At 39.3% G+C, this 21,041-nt stretch carries 12 protein-coding genes; all 12 read right to left on the bottom strand.

Annotated elements, in window-relative coordinates; translation table 11 throughout:
- Positions 1-19: 19 nt before the first annotated feature.
- Positions 20-763, bottom strand: coding sequence for a glycosyltransferase family 2 protein (locus C805_RS09330; protein ID WP_016213578.1), 744 nt, complete (start codon positions 761-763; stop codon positions 20-22).
- Entirely contained in the window at positions 760-1,176 is a 417-nt protein-coding gene (locus C805_RS09325) for an HAD family hydrolase (RefSeq protein ID WP_016213577.1), read from the bottom strand. The genes C805_RS09330 and C805_RS09325 overlap by 4 nt, the downstream gene beginning before the upstream one ends.
- Entirely contained in the window at positions 1,169-2,626 is a 1,458-nt protein-coding gene (locus C805_RS09320) for a hypothetical protein (RefSeq protein ID WP_016213576.1), read from the bottom strand. Before C805_RS09320 ends, C805_RS09325 begins: the two co-directional genes overlap by 8 nt.
- Positions 2,623-3,474 carry a lysylphosphatidylglycerol synthase domain-containing protein gene (locus tag C805_RS09315; RefSeq protein ID WP_256379640.1) on the bottom strand — a complete coding sequence of 284 codons (852 nt, stop codon included), beginning with the start codon at positions 3,472-3,474 and terminating at the stop codon, positions 2,623-2,625. The genes C805_RS09320 and C805_RS09315 overlap by 4 nt, the downstream gene beginning before the upstream one ends.
- Before the next feature lie 29 nt (positions 3,475-3,503).
- Positions 3,504-4,301, bottom strand: coding sequence for a glycosyltransferase family 2 protein (locus C805_RS09310; protein ID WP_016213574.1), 798 nt, complete (start codon positions 4,299-4,301; stop codon positions 3,504-3,506).
- A 5-nt stretch (positions 4,302-4,306) separates the two neighbouring features.
- Complete coding sequence (locus C805_RS09305) at positions 4,307-7,297, bottom strand: hypothetical protein (RefSeq protein WP_016213573.1); 2,991 nt, start codon at positions 7,295-7,297, stop codon at positions 4,307-4,309.
- A gap of 1,319 nt (positions 7,298-8,616) precedes the next feature.
- Positions 8,617-10,473 carry a polysaccharide biosynthesis protein gene (locus tag C805_RS09300; protein WP_016213572.1) on the bottom strand — a complete coding sequence of 619 codons (1,857 nt, stop codon included), beginning with the start codon at positions 10,471-10,473 and terminating at the stop codon, positions 8,617-8,619.
- Positions 10,474-10,516: 43 nt separating this feature from the next.
- Positions 10,517-12,544 carry a hypothetical protein gene (locus C805_RS09295; RefSeq protein WP_016213571.1) on the bottom strand — a complete coding sequence of 676 codons (2,028 nt, stop codon included), beginning with the start codon at positions 12,542-12,544 and terminating at the stop codon, positions 10,517-10,519.
- A gap of 5 nt (positions 12,545-12,549) precedes the next feature.
- Entirely contained in the window at positions 12,550-14,544 is a 1,995-nt protein-coding gene (locus C805_RS09290; protein ID WP_016213570.1) for an O-antigen ligase family protein, read from the bottom strand.
- A 3-nt stretch (positions 14,545-14,547) separates the two neighbouring features.
- Complete coding sequence (locus tag C805_RS09285) at positions 14,548-16,425, bottom strand: glycosyltransferase family 2 protein (RefSeq protein WP_016213569.1); 1,878 nt, start codon at positions 16,423-16,425, stop codon at positions 14,548-14,550.
- Positions 16,426-16,599: 174 nt separating this feature from the next.
- Positions 16,600-19,080: a right-handed parallel beta-helix repeat-containing protein gene (locus C805_RS09280; RefSeq protein WP_016213568.1), complete on the bottom strand. Its 2,481-nt coding sequence runs from the start codon at positions 19,078-19,080 to the stop codon at positions 16,600-16,602.
- An 18-nt stretch (positions 19,081-19,098) separates the two neighbouring features.
- Complete coding sequence (locus tag C805_RS09275) at positions 19,099-21,039, bottom strand: CDP-glycerol glycerophosphotransferase family protein (protein WP_016213567.1); 1,941 nt, start codon at positions 21,037-21,039, stop codon at positions 19,099-19,101.
- Positions 21,040-21,041: the final 2 nt, after the last annotated feature.

Genomic DNA, 21,041 nt, shown 5'->3' with positions numbered 1-21,041 from the left:
ATATTTATTTTTCACACTTTCAAATTACATCGCTGTTTAAAAAAACTTCCAGTTCCTCTGGTGTTCCCAGCACGTGTACCTTCTCAGGCACAATATCCGAAATGTATATTTCACCTCCTTTTGACAGTAAATAATCATATAAAGGAGCCACATATTTTTCCCCGTTTATAAATTCTCCTGTATTATTATAGTACTCATTATACAATCTGTCATACAGTTCACAGGTCTTAAAATAATATGCCCCTAATGTACAATAATTCGATATTCGCTTTTTTTCTTTAATTTCTGTTACTTTTCCCACTTCATCAAGGCGCACAAAACTCCAATGTTCCCCGTCTGCCTGGAAACATGGGATAAATCCATCTCCTTTCAGTTCCCTGTCATTCATTTCCCCTGGCTCCACATATGTATCAATATTATAAATTAAAAGCCCATGTTCGGAATCCCAATATTTTTTAGCCAGCATTGCTGTCGTTGCCTGACCATCCGTAAGATAATCCAGCATTATAATATGATAATTCATAAGACCAAGTTCACGGCATTTTCTGTTTATAAAAGATTCCGCATCATATACGTCATCTTTCATTGCTATAAAAGTATATTGTTCTACACTGTCCTTATATCCATCCAGACTAAGCAGAGACCATTCAAAAAGTGTCCTGCCTTTTGCTTCTATCATATACTTTGGAACGGTATATCCCATATTTCTGAATCGAGAACCCACCCCACCCATGGTAATTACTACATCAAGCTTTTTCTTCATTTTTCTCTCTCCTGCCTATAGTTTCTCAATCTGGAACCAGCACAGATTTTATCTAATTCTTCTAATGAATATTTAAGAAATTCATCCGGCCTGACAGTTCTGTCATCAACATAAAATCCCTTATGTCCCGGCCAGACCTTGCCATACACAATCTCATCGTATGGAATATCCCACTTTTCAAGCCAGGATGAAAGAACCTTCGCCGTATGCTTATTAATCAAACCTATATTTCCATTATAGGAATTCATATTTCTTGATGTATAAAGGATAATTTTAGCTCCCTTTTCCTTATAGTATCTTAACTTCTTCACCATATCCGGAAAAGGAATCAGTTCCTCATACTTTTCATCTTTATTCTTAATTGGACAAAGGGTACCGTCAATATCAAACACAAACGAATAATCTTCAAACATTTTCCTCAATCTCCTTTAGTATATTTTTCAGATTCAATATAAATCCAAACACTTTATGCGGATTGTCAATGTGCAATGGCAGCATGGAAAGAAATAAAGATACTTCATATATTCTTACTGACAGATAATCAAACCCATTTTCCTCCACTTTCTTTTTAAAAATTTTAATATATTCCGCATTATCAAACGGTATCTCCAAATCATAGGAAAAACGACTGTTTACCTTTATCTCAAATAATGCATTGTTAAAAAAATCATATTTCCCGCATACGGAATGACTGAGTTTTACAATATCATAATATGGATTTGTCCAAAGCTCATCCTCTGTCAGAGCGCCTCTTGGATCAATAAATTTCAGCGTTTTCGTAGATTTGTTATACAAAGCATTGGCAAAACACGGGTCCCCATGCCCTATTACAAATTCTTTTGGATATTGTATACGTCCCTCAATATTTTTCTTCAAAGAAAAATATTTTTCCACCAGAAAATCAATATTAGTATCTTCTGCAACTTCCAGCAATGTTTTTATTTTTCGGTATTCCGGCAGCCCCTTCAGCTCTGCTATTCTGTTATTCACCTTATCTACATACAATTCTTTTGCTTTCTGCTGATAAGCCATATCAGAACATTTTTTTATATGTCTGCTTTGAAAAAAAAAGAAATACTTATCCAGCAACTCTTCAAACTCTGTTTCGTCCATGGAACCGTGCACCCACTTAATAGCCAAATCTGTCATATGAAGGCGCTCCATCATATAACTGGCATTCCCGGAACATTCTTCCCTGTAATTGAAAGGCATCACAAACCAAAATTTCATATCATCCGGCAAGAGATGATAAAAACTATATTCTGCTCTTATTTTCCTTCTGTTAGAAGAACTTTTGACAATCGTATAGTCGTTCCCCTGCAATGAATTAAAATACCTTGAATCAAAGTTCCCTGTAATACACTGGATAAAATTTCCAATTATTCCAATGTCCACCAGCCCTTCTATCTCAAAGCATTCCTTCATCCCTCTTACAACGTCCCATGCCCGCTGTCCGGACATAATATTTTTGCAAAAGGAAATGTAAGAATCCGTATCCGGAAACATTGCAGCAACCGCTCTTTTACCATCAATAACAGCAAACTGCTCATCTATAAAATAAAGTTTTTTTAATGACAAAGCTGCCTTTTTACCGTCTGAAATCAAATAATTTGAAAAACAATGCAATATTTTTGTATCTGTCCCAACATACAGTTCCATCTCTTTCAGCAAAGACTCATACTCAAAAACTGAATGAATTCTTTTCCAGACCACCTCAGAAAAAATATCTCTGATATTATCATAATAATATTCTTCCAGTCTCCTCTTTTTTACAAACACATCTCCAAAGCCTTTATCACCTATAATGTCTGTTATAACTTCACTTTTACGCCCTGTATCATCATAAACAACGATAACCTTCAATCATAAACCTTCTTTCCAAACAGCATTTCTCCTACCTTGCTTGCAGAATAAACCGCAATAAGGAGGCACGCACTGACAATTACAAATTGTTTCAGTTCTACAGACTGATTTCCTTTCACAGCTGACGCCAGATAATCAGATATCACATGGCTTATATCACTGTAACGGGAACTGGCATCTAAAAACATTAAACTGCCAATTTCTATTCCCCAGGCAAATAATGACATAAAATAGAGAATCATCCCTCTTCCTTTAGTCACATTTTCTATTTCTCTGTAAATTAAATTTAACATCTCAAGTATTTTCAACACTGCCATTTTTCGTTCCGATGCTTTTGCCCTCAGCAAATATCGTTTCCAGAATTTATAAACTTCCGGATAAACAAAATATATCAGCAGTGTAATAATCAGAAAAACCAGAAACATATATGCAAATGAAGTTATTTGTCCGCCATGGAAAATCCATACAAGCAAAATTGCTGTCATAAGTGCTGTGGTATCCATAAAACGATCAAACAGTATAATCACGACACCTTTTAAATTATTTCCAAGCAACTGACCATAACAGTACATCCTGAAAAGCTCACCCAATTTAAAGGGCAACATGATACTTACCGGAGTCACCTTACAATATGTGTTCAGATACGTAATGAATGCAATCTCCGAACCATACAAAGCAAGATACAGCCTTCCTGCCTTTATCACGTGCACCAATATCACAGTTATGCCCAGAAGAAAAACAGATGTCAAATCTTTTTCCGCAAATATTTCCGGCAAATCTCTGCAATTGTATATAAAAAAAAGCATAGTAATTAAAAGTACAACGACATTTATGATATTATACTTCATCTTTTTTTCCATAAATATCTCACCTGAGCCTATTCGTTTTGCCAAATCACCTGGGCTGTATATTCCGCAATTACCTTGTCCCTGTGCTCGGATATAATAAATTTCTTCCTGTTTATCACAAAAGAGCCCAGCAATTTCAACACATTTACCGCCTGATTTACCATCTTCACATTTGATACCTGATCATCTTCCCGCCAGATAATAGGGAAAAATTTTACCCTGTGCCTGTAATAGGATGAACCCATTACCATACAATAATTAAAAATCAGATTATCTTTATATTTTAAATAAAATCTGTCCTGCAAAATATCTGTACGATACATATTTAAGCCTGAACCCAGATCATACACTCTGTAGCCACATCCTGCAGAAAACAAAAAATTATAAACCCTGTTGCCAATAGTTCTGAATTTTGAATATCCCTGCAGCTGAGAGCCTTTCATAAAACGTGCTCCCAGAAAACAATCATATTTTTCATATTCTCCGCTTTTCAAATATGGAATGATATTGGAAATATCCCCCTGATCATCTCCATGAAGTAAAATCACATACTCAAAATCATATTCCACTGCATACTGAAATGCCACTTTATGCGAGCCTCCCAGTCCGTAATTACTGTCGTTGCGCAGCAATTTCACCTTGATTGGAAATTTATGTTCTGACAGATATTCCTTTACAACTATTTCACCATTATCTGTACTTCTGTTGTTGACAATAATTATTTCATTTAAGTAATTGCAAACTTCATCTGTAAGCTGCTTCAAAACCCTGATAACCTGCTTTTCACAGTTGTACATAGGGATAAAAAGTAATATTTTCTTATTCACAACATTCACTCCACTTCCCGCAATTTCAAAAATTCCAGATTTGAAATATCCGGTACTGCAACAGTTTCACCATTTTGATTAATAACATTAATAGAAATCTCTGAATGCTTATTTAACAGCCATCCTCTTCCTCCGCCTAACGGAATTAACAGCTTTCCCTGTCCCATTGCACAATTCATGCTGTGACTGTTTCCTGCTTCGTCTCTCCAGGAAACAACCACTGTCAAATCTCTGTTATAATCTCTTTTCGCCAGATATTTTAAAAATGGATACTTGTCCGTATCCTGGACAACTGCCTCTTCTAAATTAAACAATATATATTCATAGTTATTATCCATCTCAGCAAATTCCAGATATGCAAAATCAGCTTCATCACCATCTATCACTTTCTTCAATTTAGCCTGAACTGTATTATCTGTATTGATAAACGAATACGCTATCCCCGGACTGGAAAAAATACTTTTAAGGCTATCCATAGACAGTCCCCATGAGCCTGCTGTTCTTCCTAAAGACGCACCATCTGCTGCTATTTCCATATTCTTATTTCGCAGTAATATTTCATTTAATGACACAGTACCATCATTGGGCTCAAACCTTAAATTTTCTTCTGACCAAACATAGGCTCCAGACGTGAGTAACCAATGATAAAAATAATAATTATTAATGGAACTAATACCAGGTCCTACAATAGTTTTCTGCTTTTGAATTAAATCTATTGTTTCCTGTGCTGCATCTTTTCCCTTGATAGTATAAGATTCCATTACACTATCGCCCTTAATATCACATAAGTAATAATAACCAAAAAAAGATACAATTCCAAAATATGACTCTTCTCTGTCAAGATTCTGAACACTATTATAAATGCCTTCTATACTGTCATATACAGATTGTAATACAAAACAGGTTCCTAACTTTTCAACCGGATCGTTTTCAACATACACATATCCTTCTGGAACTGTGTAATGCGCATCTAATTTAGCACTTGCGCTCATTTCAGACATATATCTGAAAAGGCTAAAATTCTCAATACTATGAGCATCTGATTTAACTCTTGTGTCAACAAAAAGAAATCCTTCCCCTGATACCGCCGCAATCAAAAACACTGCAAACGCTAACACATATTTTTTTACTTTATTATCTACAATAAAATTATCAGATACAACCACAAACATCACAAAAGAAACAAATACTGTACCTGCACTTCGTGCATAAATATCATCAGGATCCATTCGTATAACTGTATAACTAAAAGATATCAACATCAAAATACTGAGTGATAACGCTATATATGCAGGAATTGGCTTTTCAATTATTATCTTTTTATTCTTAATCTGTACATTGCCAAGCTTTAAAAATAGTGCTACCGATACCCAAACAATACTCACAACAATCAAAAATGAAAAAACATAATACATGATTAATCGAAGAGACGCATCCTGAATGTAAGGCAAAAAATTATCCGCAATTACTTGTCCAAACCTTGATATACCGTCTGCGTATATAGTCTGCCCTCCCATGGCTTTCATATGTCTTATTGTTCCCAGTAAATATGGTATCCCCAACATTACAGGTATGGAACATACAGCCCACCACATCCAAAACGATATTTGCTTTATATCTCTTTTAAATGTTTCTGATTTTACATAAGAAATAATCTGCCATATACCTAAAGGAAAATATCCCATACAAACAGCAGCTCCAAATACCGGATAATAAAGACCCTGGAAAAAACTGGATAAATACCAGCATTTTAACCACAAATTTTTATTTTCAATTAGTTTTGGATAAGCCAGCAATAACATAGTTGGAAGGATAAAAGCTATACGGTTATAATCCAGCACAAGGAACACCATTGAAATAAATAATGCCCACTCCCCTTTCACCTGCTTTCTCAATAATGCTACTATTATAGTAATGACAAAAAGATAGAATATGTTCTGCGTCAAAAAGTAATAAGCCATTTGTCCATATCCAAAAAAAGATAAAAAAAAGCCCTGTATAACAGAATACATACCTGAAACCGGAATATATTCTGAAAATGCTTTCTGTCCCAGTTCCAACATTTGTGAATAGCCGATAATATTTTCGTAGGGATGATGAAGATCAGATGAAATAATAGCACCGCTCCCGCTATATCTGTTAAAAGCCATTATCGAAATACATACCCCATATGAAATAATATCTCCAACACTATTCCCCTTTTTCTTCCAGTTTTTTAAAGCAATCAAAATCGCCTCTATCACAAATGCTATTATAAATAACCCTATGAGTATCTGTACTCTATATGGAATATGAAGTACAAGATACTCTTCTTTATACTTGTACTTTGATACTAAAAATATAAGCAAAGAAAATGGTATTAACACCTGAGCAATCATTACACCATGCACATATCCTGTTTTATGGTTTCTGTTTACAAATAATATTCCTGAAGAAATTGCCAATGAAATCAAGGCTACAGTTGCTATACTTAATGACTTTTCACCTCCAGCAAAAACATATACTCTATATATTGCATACACAGAATATATACAAACGAAAAAAAAGCTGATACCGGAAATGATTTCTTTCTTATCTACAAGCATTATAAGCAAAGAAAAGAGAGACGCCACTAGCAAAAGAGGACTTATCTCAAGATATACAAAATAATATGTTCCTGTGAATACTACTAATGCCAGAATAATATAAATATAACCATTTTCTCCGACTCCAGACGCAGCAATTCTGGAACTGTTTACTTTTTGAGTTATAAAAAAATAAAGCGTATAACTTATAATTCCCAAAAAAGAAAGAATATAAAATAAGTTTTTTTCTGCTGATTTATTACTTCCATGCAGTGCTGTATATTCATTCACAACATCGTAAAACATTTGTGGAGTATTTCCAGTAAAAACCAGGTAAATAATTATTAAGGCAGCCCCTGCTATCACCATTCCACCGAAAAATAAAATCTTCCTATTTTCCGTTTTACCTTTTTCTTTATTTTCCCTTTCCATGTCTAACACACTCCCTGAATTTGACAATTGCAATTGCCAATTATGCTTAATTTATATCTTCCCCGCAGCAAATTCTCATCTGTAAGAATCATAACTCCATATACTATTAGATAAAACTCTCCTAATTATATTTTATTCAGTATAATTTTTAAATTAAGTTTTGTCAAGAAAATTATTCAAACATACATTTAATTCTTCCATTCTTGCCAAAACAGATATATAATTAGTACTATAGTACAAAATCATATTCCTTACACCAAAAGAGGCATGCAAAATCACATTTAAAATTATTCTTTTCTGACACGGCAACCAATCTCTGTGGACACTTCACTATACTACAAAGAAAAGGAAAATAATGGATAAAACAATGAAATATTTTTAGGTTATATACTGTCAGTTTCCATAATAATAACAGCTATCCTGCCACACGGATTATAGCGGCGAAAAATCAAAATTATGCTGTCACAAAAACAGAAACACAGACTCCGGAGCGGCTTCCGCAACCAGAAGAAAAAATTCAAGGGGGCTGTCGGAAGATATATAGCCTTACACAGGGGTGGGTATGATTCATACGAATCACACCCGCTCCCTGAAATTTTTCCATGAAAAAGAAAAAAGATGGCTAACGACAACCATCTCTTCTCCGTTCCATGTCATAATGGAACTATGCTAAAACAAGATTATTATAACGAATTTTTTGAATTAGGGCAACAGAAAATGAATTTCAGTTTTTCAAATTGTGTTTACCTGAGATGAGCCGGCCTATACCCTGAAAAAAGTAATGGAGGAATTAAATTTTCAGGCTTGTTAGCCAATTGTTCAGATAAAAGAAGAACTGGGTACAATCCAATTATGATATATGCTGTAGTTACTTACGCAAACATGCGTGGGATAAGAGCTGTTGGCCGCATTGTGGAATTATGTGAAAGGAATCTTAAACCGCCAGATCCGTCCCACACAGACAGGAAGGCATTTTGGAGATATCAAAGAAAATGACATCTTCCGTCGGTTCAACTACCGGACATCCTAAAAAGTATATAAGGAATTCATGCTGTATGCGATTAGAAGAAATATAAATATCACCGTTTTCTTCTTGATAAAATTCAAAAATTTGAAGGAAAAAGAAAGAAAATACTGCTTGGAAAAATGCACTTTCAAAAATGCAGTTAAGGTATTTTTGCGCCCTGAAATACATACAGAAAAGAAAAAATACAAACCTCTCGCAGAAGTTTCAGGTATCAAAAACACTGATTTCTACGGAAGATTCGTATTTTAAAATTCAGAGTCTAAAAATCAGTATTAACCGCCAGGCCCCTTTTCTAAATTTTCTGCGGATGATACGTGGGCACAATCTCCTGCACCCATTTCCTGATATCTTCGGGCTCCTGTACCACATATTCTTTCAGATTTTCCAGCTGCAGCAGAAAATGCCCTTCATCCATTTTAATTGGCTTCCCTATATGGATGAGTTTATTCTCTGTCTCCTGCAACCCTTCTTCATGCATCAGCATTTCTTCATATAATTTCTCTCCTGGACGCAGTCCGGTATAGACAATCTGTATATCCTCATCGGGCTTATGGCCTGACAGCAAGATCAGGTTTCTGGCCAGGTCTGCGATTTTCACAGGCTCCCCCATATCAAGCACAAAGATTTCACCGCCTTTGGCATAGGCTCCGGCCTGAAGTACCAGAGACACTGCTTCCGGAATGGTCATAAAATACCGGATAATATCAGGATGGGTTACGGTAACAGGCCCCCCCTGTTCAATCTGTTTTTTAAACAGAGGGATAACGCTGCCGTTACTACCCAGCACATTTCCGAAACGTACCGCCACAAATTCTGTTTTAGAGCGGGTATTATAAGTCTGGATAATCATTTCACAGATTCGTTTGGTTGCGCCCATAATATTCGTGGGATTTACCGCCTTGTCCGTGGAAATCATTACAAACCGTTTTACCTTCCACTTATCCGCAGCCTGTACTACTTTCCAGGTACCAAGGACATTATTCTTCACAGCCTCATTGGGGCTGTCCTCCATCAGGGGCACATGCTTGTGAGCCGCCGCATGGTATACAATATCCGGCCGATAGGTCTCAAAAATCATATCCATTCGTTTTGTATTGCGCACAGATGCTATCAGTACAACAAGGTTCAGCTCCGGATACTTACTTTTCAGTTCATTCTGTATATCATAGGTGGTATTTTCATATATATCTACCAGTACCAGCATTCTGGGATGGTGCTCCGCCACCTGGCGGCAGATTTCACTTCCGATAGATCCGCCTCCGCCGGTTACCAGAATCGTCTTTCCGGAAACATAATTTAATATGGTAGACAAATCTACTTTCACAGGCTCCCGTCCCAGTAAATCGTTCACATCTACTTCTTTCAGCTTGCTGATACCAACTTCTCCGTTTACCAGCTGGTAAACGCCTGGCAATCGTTTCAGCTCACAGCCTGTCTCTTTGCAGACATCCAGAATCTCTTTGATTTCCCTGGCTGGGGCGGAAGGCATGGCAATGATGATTTCGTCTATTTTGTACCGTTTGACCAACTCTGGAATATTTTGCCTGTTTCCCAAAACTTTCACTCCATGAAGATAGCTGCCTTCTTTGGACTTGTCATCATCTACAATACACACTACCTGTTTACTGATATAATTGCTGTTGCGGATTTCCTTCACCAGCATATTTCCGGCAGCTCCAGCTCCTACCAATAGTACGCGGGAAGTATTTTCTCCACTGGCCTGGCGTTTCATCAAAGTCCGAATTCCCCGATAGGAAAACCGACTGAGAAATACCATTATCCACAGAGACACTCCATAGAGAATATAATAACTTCTGGGCATTCTCACATCAAAAAATACCATCACCATCATCTGTACCATGGCAGACAATGCACTGGCAAAGGTAATGTTAATCAGTTCCGGCGCCCCCGCATAGGTCCAGAGGCTGCTGTAAAGACGAAATCCATAAAAAATAATTAACGTTATTACAATAATTGCCGGAATATACTGTAAACTTCTGGAAATATATTCCTTTGGAATTTCAATATAACGTCCTTCAAACCGGATAAACAGAGCCAGAAGACTGGCCGCCACAACTGCAACAATATCATAAACAATCAAAATAATCCTTTTGAATAAAAGCTGATTTGTTTCTGTCAACGTTTTCACCTGCATTTCCTCTTTTCAAGTATTTTCTTCTCACAATTGTATCTTAATTTTCCTGAAATTGCAACCGGCTTTCAAGACATCCTGCTGCCAGATGAAACGAAAACCACAAAGGATGTCCCCATACCATATCCACATTTCCCCATATACAGAAACAGATATATACCAGACTGGTCAGCAAAATCAGGCTGTCTTCCTGATAAGTTTCCTGACAGGATTCTTTTCTGCGAAAAAAATTTTTTCCGCTCCTGAACAGAAGCGCCGCCTGATATCCTATATAAGGTACCAGAATAAAAAGCCCTGTTCCATATGATATGGCAATGTATCCGTTATAAGCAGGGCTTCGTTTCCGAAACACCCTGGGTTGTTCCGAATGGCCAAAGAGATTCCATCTGCGTATATAACTACGCCAGATGGTACGATATTCTATATCCTGCTTTCGCTTTACCCCTTCGGCCTCTTCCGGATACATTGTGAAATAGTCTATATAGTCCTCGTCGGAAACCCCTGTCACCAGATGTTCATTTTCATAAGTTATATTCAGGTTTAAGAACTGTGGAAGCTGTTTTGTTGCAATATGAACGACAGACACCGCCAGAATTGCCGTAACTATCCCCAGACCTGTAGATTTCAGCAATTTTCCTGTATGCTCCCGCACCGGTTTAAAATTTCCCAACATCCGAAACAGAACTAATATCCCTCCAATTGCCGACGCCGCAAGGCCCGCTATACAGTTACTTCTAAGCACAAAATAAAGTGATACTGCGGCGCCTGTGATATACTTCATATAGGATACGTCCGTATATTTTTTTTTCCGCTTCATTCCATTGAACAGACCTGTATCTTCTTTTATCAGGTTATCCAGTTCCACCAGAAACATGCACCACATAAAAGCTCCGTACATGGAAAATTCTTCGGAACTCCGAAACAGTCCGTTGTAATCAATAGCCGGTCTTTTCATGCGGAACAACATACAGTATACGGTTCCCGCCAGAAATACCAGTTCCAGAGCATCCAGGAAATCGCGTATCATGTCACGGGGATATTGCATATTCTGACAGGAAAAAATCAGAAAGGAACCTGCAAAAAGCATCACCTGTCCAGTTAATTCCCATTTCTTTATGACAAAAAAATCAGAAATTATCATACCTCCCCACAAAAACAGCCAGCATACCATCCAGGGGGTCTTCCAGGATACTTTCTGCAAAGGCTTCTCCCAGCTAACCAATGCCAGCAACACCAGCAGCACCATACAGGCAAACACATGATACCGATACATTTCCATACTGTTTGTCCAGTTCAGAACATTCCCGATGATCATCCAGGAAAACAGCAGGCCAAACAGGAGTTTTCGCATGGCCTTTCTCTGGCCCGGCTTTAATTTTCCACCTGTTCTTTCTCCAAAATAATCTCCGAACAGCCGAAACATATATTGCAGCAGAGCAACCAGTTTGTATACATCTGGTATTTTTATGTTTACAGACAGCTTTTTTTTCAGATAAAGCAAAACTCCTGAAACTGTCAGAAATCCCAGAAAACAGAATGCAAACAATTCTGCAAAGTGTTTTCCGGTATACCAGGAAGGTCCCGTCCGAATCTGCATGGAAGAAAGGGAAAGAAACTCTCCCTTCTCATTTAAAATTCGGATAGACATTTTGTACATGGGCACATCTGTCGCAAGCTCCAGAGCATTCCTTCCCTCGGTCAGACGAATTGCCTGTTCCGCTACCTTTACCTTTCCTGCATTGTAATATTCCAGTATACCTTCCATGGACGGCACGCTCATATTTTCCACATCAATATAAAGAAAGCCCCAGGCGTCTTCTTTCCCATTTAATTTATAGCGGTTGACAGCATTATCCTCTGAAAGCCGGTATCCTCCTTCCTCCAGTTGGTAAATCCAGGTGGAAGAATTTTTAGTCAGCTCTGAACGGGAAAAATCGTACACTTTGCCTGCAGACATAAATTCTTCCAGATTAATGGCTCCGCCCAGCCGCATAAAGACTATCATGACACTCAATAATATTCCGGTCAGAAAAAAAAGAAGCAGATAAAACTTTTTTTCTCTCTTCATCGCTGTCACCCTCTTACTTTTTCTGCCTGTTGTACAAATAAACTGCCGATTGCAAAATAAAAAGTCAGCCAACTTGCAAAGGCATATGGTGAGATTACATCCTCCATCAAGCCTGTAACATGAAAATTCAGCACCGCTCCCAATATAAACAGGCTCCCTTTTCGATTCTGAAGAAAATTCTTTAAACTGTATTTCATACTGTAATATATAATTGTCAGATAAGGCAACGCAACAAAAGCCCCGTAATCATACATCATCTGCAAAAGATTATTATGGGCATGCATTTTCCCCATCGCTCCAACTTCAGACCATTCGCCATTACCAAACAAATTTAACTGTCTCAGGTACACTTTCCATACTTCATCCCTGCCGCTCAGAAAAAAATTAATTCCTCTCCCAGAAAGTTTCTGGGAAATCCGTTGCAACAAAGGTAATTTTTCACCTGCTGCATATACATGCATAGATAAAAAAGTGTTATCTGACAACAAATACAAATCTCCGGGAAGTGAAACAGCTGTATTTAATAATCCTGCCACTTTCATAAGACACCATTTTCCTAAAGTTACCATTAATACAACATTTAATATCAAAAGCCCCAAATTTATAATTCTATTCTTCCTGTAGTTTTTTTCTTTCCTGCTTTTTGACATTCGCCATAAGAACAAAAGCCATTCAAAAATATATACCGTTGTTCCCGTAATACTCTGAGTCAGCAGAAGAAAACAACACACACTGGCAATTCCTGCTCCATTTCTCATCATCCTCCCACATTTCAGGTTCTTTTCATTAAGTCCAGTTGCCGCGTAATCCAGAAACACCAGATTCACAGTCACAAGAAATCCCGCAAAGGTATTTGGATTATTAAATATTCCCATATAACGATTTCCAATGGTATATGGCCGGCAAAAGATGCAAAAGATACAGGCCAGCCAGTAAAACATCTCCAGAGCTTTTTTTAAATCTCTCAACCATTTTTCGGGATGTTCCATCTGATTCCAGGAGAGCAGCAATGGCCCCACTGCTGTCAGCATAAAAATTCCCACATGGCTGAAAGATTTCTTTACAAGAAAATCAGATATAATACAGAGTATCCACTGGATAAACCAGGCATATACCAATGGATTTTTCCAGCATACAGAAAATTCCCTCTTTTCCCAGGATAACGCTGCAATCAGAAACAGACAGATCCCCAATAACAATACCATTTTGTTCTGAGTAACCGGCCGCCATCTCCATCGTAAAGTTACCATAAGATACAAAATCAGATAACAGACAAAAAAAAGAACCGTACGGATTCGAACAATGGCTTTACAGGAAACTTTCTGACGCAAACATGCTCCCTGGTTCAGTATGGAACTATAAATTTTCTGCACCTCTTCTATCCACAGGCCTTTTGGCTGTTCAGTCTTCTTCCTTTTCCAGAACCGTCTGTATAATTGAATGATTATCAGGTACAGGACAGAAACAACCGCAAACACCATCCAGAATTCTTTCCAGCCAAAGGTCTGCTGTCTTTCACGAAACTGCATCTTCGGAATGGAAAAGGTCAGCCCTTTCTGATTTGTAATCACAATATTGATGGCATAAATTTCTTCTTTGGGAAGTTCCAGAATATTCAGACCATTTTTCACAGGCTGGCTGATGACACCGGTGGCCTCATAATCTGCATTTAAAAACTGAATATCCCAGTCAGACTCCTCCTCCAGTTCATCCAGTTCCAGATACAGATAATTCCAGTTCTTCTGCTGAACCGTAATGGCAAACATCTGATTTGCAGCATCATCTAAAATATTGATACATCCGGTACTATTATCATACACCCAGTTGTTTCCTGCATAAGTGCGCTCTGTTTTCCCCACATCATAAATCTCTCCCACGTCATAAAAGCAGTTCAGATTAATGCTTTTCGTCAGACACATCAGGGTGATTATCACACAGACCATAAGCCCAAACAGACAGGCCATACTGTTTTTTACACTCCATTTTACCGTCTTAATCATTTCTCACTCCAAAAAAACAGTTTCAAACTGGTACAGATCCTTCATATAGGTTCCCTGTTCTCCAAACACATCCATGTCATCTTTATGTTTCCCGGATACGATTATTTTATCACTCAGAAGAAACAGGATTTTATGGCGGAATGAGCCGTATGCCAGGACTTTTCCGTATTTTCCGGCTTCTTTTACTGCAGGACAGGATTTCTCTGAGACAAAATACATGCGTGTTCCTGCTTTACGTTTTTCCGACAGATACTGAACTGCCGGAACGGGAGATTCCTGACACTGGCTGAGATTATCGGCTGCTAGCCAGATTTCTTTCTTCTTTAATTCTTTCAAAAGCATATACCACTTCCGGAATGGAATCAGGTTTTTCCTGCCCGTCCGGGCCAGCGTGGACTGGTAAGCCTTCTCATACTCCAGACGTTCCCGCCGTCCCATATGTTTACAGATTAATCTTTTTTTATCTTTTCTGATCAGACAGAAATTCTGATAATAATAAGAGGTTTCCTCGTCATTCAGGGGAATGGTGCTGTCAAAAGCAAATCGGACTTTTTTCCGATAAATATTACGGTACCAGATACTGAAGGTCAGGTCCCATTCTTTTTTGCCCACAGGGATTTCCAGCCGGAATCCCCTGCCTTTATGGCAGACTCCGTCCAGTCCCATTTTATCAAATTCCTTTAAATCAAAGCAGGAAAGAGGGCTTCTCTTACCTTTGACTTCCGTATAAATTTCGTAATCCTCCTCCGGAAGCCAGGTGTTTACCCTGCCTTCCAGGCAGACGGTCTGGTCTTTCACTTCCATGGAGGTAAGGATGATAATATTGGAAGTCTGGGACAGGTTCAGCAGTTCTATATTGTGGAACAACAGTTTTCCCATATCGTAAATGATTTCTTTGCGGATATCTCTGTCATATTTCAGGGAAAGAGCATAAATCATGGCGTCTTTATACATGATTCGCTGATTCATAATAACCCGTTCCTCAATATACTGCAGGATTTCCTGAATATGCTTTTTATAGGATTCTGCTCTGTCATCGGTCACATAAGAGCGGATATCTTTGCGGATGCGCCAGCCCAGATCATACATCACAGCGTACTGAATGAATTCCGGCACGGTTTTGTACTGCTCCAGCGATTTTTCTATCAGGGCTTTATGATAATATTTCGGTGAATTTACATAATAGCTGTCTGATTTCAGCTCATTCTGCAATGCTGATGTTTCGTTTTTACGTTTCCGGTAATAATGCAGCGCTTCACATACCAGACCCAGCGTGCACTTTTCCAGCAGCACTTCATTGATAAAAGCAGAATCTTCCCCGTACTTCAATTCCGTACAGAATCTGTGACGTTTAAGAACTTCGGCTTTTACAAAGGACGAGGTCACGTCAAGCTGCACATAATCGTACTGAGTCTGCAGATATACCACTTTTGTGGTTTCAAATTTATAGTCAAGATGATGGTAGTCATTCCGTCCTTCAAAAAAACGTTTTCTTGCTCCCACCACATCTGTTTTGTTCTGATTTTTTTCAAAAAAAGGATATATGATTTCAAAGGCATCTGCTGCCCATTTATCATCGGAATCCAGAAAGTTCACGTATTTTCCCTGAATATGGGGAAATGATTCGTTTCTGGCGGAACTGACACCGCCATTTTCTTTTTTCAGATATATAATATTGTCCGGATATTGTTTCTGATACTTCAGACAGATTTCCTCACTGCGGTCGGGACTTCCGTCATTGACCAGTATCATCTGGATATTTTCTTCAAATCCGATGGTCTGGTTTAAAACTGATTCAATAGTTTCTTCCAGATATTCTTCCACTTTATACACAGGCGTGACCACAGTAAATTTATACTGGTATGCTTTTTGTGCTTCCATTGCAATAATTCCTTTCTCTCTATGTATACAGCCGCTTTCTTCTGAAGTAAGATGAAATTTTTGCACGTAATGCAACAGGGAATCCTTTCCCCTGACGGAGCAGTCTGTCCATTCCGCCAAAGGGAACGAAGATTCCCCATTGTTATACTTTCTTACGGCAGTACCTGCCCGAAATTATTTTACCACTGTTTCTGCGTATACGGTATTTCCGCCTGCAGCTGCTGCCTGAACTTTTAATTTTGTTCCTTTTTTCAGCTTTGCAGTTTTGATGGTATAGCTTCCGTTTCCGCCTGCTTTTGCACTGTAGGTTTTCTTGCCGATTTTAACAGAAACTTTTGCATTGGAAGGAGCAGAACCCTTAATACTGGTTCCATTCTTCTTTGCTGTGCTGATGGTTACCGGCTTCACATCGCCCACATTGGATGTGGAACCCTGAATGCCAATCTCTTTTGGTGCAGCCGGATTGCTCAGGGTGTTTTTCTTAATATTCTTACATGTAGAACCGGGATACAGAACAATTCCGTATTTTTTGTGTCCCGTAATGGTGTTTTTCTCTATTTTAGTAACAGAGGCTTCCTTGCAGTAAATACCGTATTCACCATTATTCTTAATCTTATTGCCGGACAATTCGGACACTTTTGCCTTTGCCTTTATCTGAATTCCGGAACTCTTATTGCTGCTGATGGTGCAGGACTGAACCTTTGCTTTTCCGCCCTTGATATTCATTCCGTAAATTTTATTTTTGCTGATATTGACTTTTTTTACGGTAACATCAGCATTTTTATCTGTCACAACCCCACACTCTTTATTGGACTGGAGCTTACCTCCGGTAATGGTGGCTTTGGACTTGTCATACACATAAATGGCATTCTGTCCGGATTTGCTGATGTTATTATTCTTAACAGTAGCTTTAGATCTTACTCCAACACAGATTCCGCACTGTTTGTTGCCGCTGATTTCATTGTTCTCTATGTTCTTTCCGTTACTCTTGTCGTTTACCATGATACCATGATTCTTATTGTCTTTAATGGTATTTCCTTTTACTGTGAGGGTAACGGATTTTCTTCCGCCTATGCCATGTCTTCCGTTGTCCTGAATCACACATTTTTCAATGGTGGCAGAAGTGCCGGCACCAAAAGGAGACACACCGCATACGGAATTGTCTTTCATTGTGGCCTCTTTTAACACCAGTGTTGCTCCTGAGAACACACCTACGCCATGGCCGGATTCTCCTTCGGAAGAAGATTTGGGATTACGTCCGTTCTTGCTGTAATTACCATATTTAATCGTAACTTTGGAGTCTTTTCCGGTAATGGAAACACCGCTCCAGTCATTGTTTTCCACTGTATTGGCAGTCTGTTTCGTACAGGCCATATCCACTACGGTATCGGAAATGGTAACGCCGTGCCCGCCATTGTAAGTAACTTTGGAATTTTTGAATACGCTTTCGCCGCACTTGGAAAAAGCAATTCCTGTGCCTTTATTTTTCATGGTGGTAAGGCCTTCAATCACTGCCTTGCTCTTATCACCGGTAATGGACACCCCGTTTTTAGTATTGCCCTCTGCTGTGGCGCCGGCAATTTTTATCTGGGAATCTCCGGTAACAGCAATTCCGTGTTCTTTATTTTTTTCTGCCTTCACACCGACAATATTGTTGGCCTTTGCCTTGTTATACACTGCCAGCCCATGCTCTCCGTTTCCGGAAAAAACAGTATTGGACAGTTCACTGACGGTAATTCCGCTGGCTGTCATTCCGGTGGCTCCGTTAGAAGAAATGGTACATCCCTTTATGGCAGAAATCACCGTATTTCCAGTGGCATAGATACCGCTGCCGGCATTTCCGCTGACGGTACAGCCTTCCACAAGGGTGATACTACTGTCCCCAATCCGGACACCGTTCCCTTTTCCGTTATTTACCGTACAGTTTTTCAGGGTAATATTTTTACCGGTGTAAAATATGAATCCGCTCTCTGCCTTTTTCCCGCAGTTCCAGGTTCCGCCTTCCACCGTAACGTTTGATGTATTTCTGCCGGAAACTGTCCGCAGCATGGTATCTATGTTTGCAGAAGCATTGATTGTGGCTCCCGTTGCTACAATATTTACATTGGATACCAGGCTGACAGCCTCGTTCCATTTATAAGTACCTGCAGGAATGACAATGGTGGTCACTTCTGTGGTTCCGCTTTTTTCCACTTCTTTCAGAGCAGCCTCCAGAACTGCCGCTGCATCTGCGTTCTGTACCGGATTCAGAGTAACTGTATTTGCTCCTTTTACGTCAGTCATGACCGCTTCCGGAGCATTTTCTGAAAATCTGGAAATTTTCTCCATTTCCAGAGTCTCCTCTGTACTCTTTGCAGCCTCTTCTGTCACTTCCGGCTCTGCCTGCCGCGGAAGAGTGATCTCTTCCTGTTCTGTCACTTCCGGCAATACAGTATTTTCAGGTTCTGCTGCCTCTTCATCTGCTGTTTCTTCTGAAGCATCCTCTGTTTCCACGTCAGAAATATCTTCCTGTTCCGGAAGTTCCTCTGAACCGGAAATCACATTTTCCTCCGTCTGTTCCGGATTCACCACAGACGCTTCTGCCACCGGTACTCCCATTGGTCCTGAAATTCCCACACTGATACACAGTAAAGCAACCAGCACACGCTTTTTCATAACCTGTTTCTCCTTTCACTATACAATCTTTTTCTTTACCAGTTTCTGGTAAATCCGCGTCAGATTTTTCCCGTCGCTGAATTCATTGATGGTCTGATAGCACGCTTCGTCTCTGGAAGTCCGCGCTTTATCCAGAATAATCCTGCCATCCTGAATAATATTCTGCAATGTCTCCTCCAGAGCCTTCAGGTCAAACACTCTGGCACCAATGTATTCGTCATCTGAGGGAATCAGCCTGCCGCTTTCCATTTCATATAATTCCAGATCAGGCTGGTAAAATACCACCCCGGCACCCTGGTAAAATACATTATAACATACGGAAGAATAATCTGTCACTAAAAGTTTTGTCACACCCAGAACTTCGGAAATGGGTTTCTTCCACACAGAATCTTTCATATCCGTATGGGCCAGCAAGTCCATTACCTTTGGATGGGGCACAATAATAATTTTTGAGGGTTCCAGATATTTGCTGAGAATCTGATAAATACGGATTACATTTTTATAGTATTCCGACTGTTCAAAATCCTGCAGATGCTCCTCATAGGTTTTCCAGGTCAGCATAATTACTGCGGTATCCTGAGAATCCTGACTGATGTGTTTGTAATCTATTTTGCTGAAAATCGGCAGACCTGTGTTCCAGATTCGTTCTTCCGGCAGTTTCAGCATATCGCACACCGCATCTTTCTCTTTCTCGCTTCCCACAATAATATACTGAGGCTCTCCTTCCTTCCCTGCCACAAAAGTGGAGGTTGGGCCCTGACATTTCAGGTAGGTAACCCCGTGCTGCAGAAAGATAAAGGGATGTTCACAGGTACTTTTCCGAAAATATTTGTTGTTTGACCGCAGGAGATTCAGATGGGCCGGGGCTTCTGTGGAAATATAGTAATTTACCCGGTACAGCAGCCAGTAATATTTCAGAGAATATTTCCGAACCACGTTCTTTTCCCCTCTGATCCGCTGATAATCTTCAGAGTGCTCGTCAATGATATAGTAATTTCGGGAGGATTGGCTGTCTCTGGCCATAAGAAACAAATCAAAAGCTCCTTCCTCCGCCTTTTCTGAAAATTTTTCATAAAACAGGTTCACATTTTTCCCATGTTTCCCCCGCCATTTTCCCAGGTGATACAGAAGCCAGGAAATTCCTCTGCTCTCCATAATTTTAAACCAGAGACGTTTTTCCACTTCCTCTTTGGGCCGCTTTACGATAGAAAAATTTCCCCGGTCCGTTCTTCTGACATGAACGGCAAAGTCTTTCAGATACCGGCTTTTATAAGGTGCATAATAATGACGGATATTTGCCAGGCGGTTTCTGAACTTTTTGCCCAGACGGTAATCCAGTTCCAGCCCGTCCACTTTCAACATAATATTCAGCATATTGTTTATCTGGGTATCCTCTGACAGCAGAGAATCCAACGGGATTTTAAAATGTTGGAAATTATGCTGCAAAAGCAGCTTCCATTTAGGAATCAGAGCTGAATCTGTCTTCATGGTGGATTCCTGATAATTGTTTTCGTCAATATAAAACCGCTGACCCTGAATGGGAATCTCAGATCCGGTCTGAAAATATCCAATCATCCAGAGAGACAGATATCGTCTGCTCAGCCCCAGATAAAGGACTTTATAAGAAAACTTTATAATTTCCTTGTATACGCTGCTCCTCAGAAGATAACCATAGTAAATATATTTGTCATTGGACCAGACCGCCAGTACCGATACATCCTTTGCGCCTTCTGCCAGTATGGGCAGGCTGGCAGCATTTTTCACTTCAATCTGCACCGGCTCCATATAAAAGATTTTATTTTTCTGAGATTTGTTTCTGACCGGCATATTGGTTCTGTACTTTCTGCCGAACTCGATCCCATTTACGCTGACAGTCTCTGTATCCTCCGGGGTTATCCTGGTTCTGACACACCGGATTTTCAATACATTATCCTGAAATTCCACACAAATTTTACTCAAAA

The organism is Eubacterium sp. 14-2, assembly GCF_000403845.2.
Classification (GTDB): Bacteria; Bacillota; Clostridia; order Lachnospirales; family Lachnospiraceae; genus Petralouisia.
Note: the sequence above shows the minus strand (reverse complement) of the source record. Positions and strands in the feature narration are given on the sequence as shown.